The sequence below is a fragment of the Streptomyces sp. NBRC 110028 genome (assembly GCF_001417735.1).
Classification (GTDB): domain Bacteria; phylum Actinomycetota; class Actinomycetes; order Streptomycetales; family Streptomycetaceae; genus Streptomyces.
The window spans coordinates 1-1662 of the sequence record NZ_BBUZ01000002.1 but is presented as its reverse complement, the minus strand read 5'-3'; the positions used below and the strand labels follow the sequence as shown (position 1 = coordinate 1662).

The window sequence follows — 1662 nt, the reverse complement described above, 5'->3', positions numbered from 1 at the left end:
CCTCGATCTTTCTTGAGGGTCCGCCGATGGAGTCGGTGGACCCCTTTTGCTTTCTGGAGCTGATGCCGGGCAGGCCGGTGGCCCGGCTGTCGCGTCGGGTGGGCGCCGGGTTCCACTGCCCGGGGCGGGTGATGCTGTCGCAGGGACGGTGGGTTGCTGGTCAGCCGGGGTCGGGCAGGAGCGCGAGTCGTTCAAGGGCGGCGGTGATCTCGCCGGTCCAGGGCCAGTGCCGGGCGAGGCGGAGAATCCTGCGCCGACCGGTGGTGACGAGCTTGCCGGCTGCGGAGAACAGGCGGAACCGCAAGCGACGCGGTTCCCAGAGCCTTGCCCGGCCGGTCAGGGCGAGCATGGGCATCCAGGCCAGCAGGTCGAGCGCGATCTGGACGATCTCCATCCAGACCCGGTTCTGGGCTGTGTGGTGCAGGGGCAGGTTGCGCAGGCCGGTGGCCCGGGCGGCCCGGATTCGGTCCTCGGCCCGTGCCCGGAGCCGGTGACGGAGTTCGAGCTCGGCGATCGGCAGGCCGGTGGTGTTGGTCGCGAAGCACGTGATCCGCATGCCGTCCGCGTCCGTGATCCTCAACTGGGCGCCGGGATGCGGCCGTTCCTTGCGGACGATGAGCCGCATGCCCTTGGGCCAGCCGTCCAGGAGCTTGCCGGTGAGTTCGGCGACCCAGGCCCCGTCCCGGGCCTCACCGTCGGCCTCGACGGCCGGGGTCCAGGCCGAGGCTGGGACCTTCAGTACGTGTTCGTGGATCGCTTCGGTGACCGTCATGCCGACCGAGTAGGACAGCCATCGGCCCCGTTTGGCGAGCCAGGACACGAAGTCGTGGGTGCCGCCGGCGGAGTCCGTGCGGATCAGCGTCTGCCGTCCTCGTCGGTAGCGCTTGGGTAGTTGGGCCAGGGCGAGTTGGGCGGTGGTGATGTGGTCGGCGACGGTGTTGGAGCCCGCGTTTCCCGGTCTGAGGAGGGTGGCGACGGGCTCTCCGGTTCCGCCCGGTCCGTGGTCGACGAAGGCCGTCAGCGGGTGATGACCGTAGGTCTTCTTCCAGGTTGCGGCCGCGTCCTGCTTGTCGGAGTGGGCGATCACGAGGACGCCATCGAGGTCGACGGTGACCTGACCGTCGGCGTCCGGGGCGTTCTCGCCGGCCAACGACCAGGCACGATGACGGACTTCGGAGCGTGCGGACCGGACGGCCTGCAGGGCTTTCTCGCCGGATGCGGCGAGGGTGTCGATCAAGCGGGAGACGGTCGGGTCGGAGGCGACCTGGCCGAAGACGGCCGGCTCACACCGCAGCATGGCGACGTCCGCGAGGCAGTCCCCGCCCAGTGCGAGCGCCATGGCGACGTCCAGGAGGATCTTGCCGGGATCGTGGACGGCCCGCGGCTTCCGCCACGGAGCCAGAGCTGCGGATATCGCCTGGTCAAGGCCCGTCTTGCGGGCCGTCTCCAGCAGCAGGACCGCACCGGCCTGCGAGACCACCTGCCGACCGTCTCCCTGGACACGGACACGTGGGTACGACGAGATAGGCTCTCTCACCTGGAAAGTGCTCTTTTCCTTGCAGCCAACAGGACCCTCAGCAAGTCCCATCGTTGCAGGTCAAGGGCACTTTCCGTGTTTCTGATCAACTCTTGGACAGCCCACCTCGTGAAAGCGCGAGGTTA

Annotated in this window: 1 protein-coding gene; it reads right to left on the bottom strand. The window is 68.8% G+C overall.

Translation table 11 applies throughout. The annotated features are described in order from the left end of the window. Positions 1-160: 160 nt before the first annotated feature. Complete coding sequence (locus ASC60_RS00015) at positions 161-1537, bottom strand: IS1380 family transposase (protein WP_055545434.1); 1377 nt, start codon at positions 1535-1537, stop codon at positions 161-163. Positions 1538-1662: the final 125 nt, after the last annotated feature.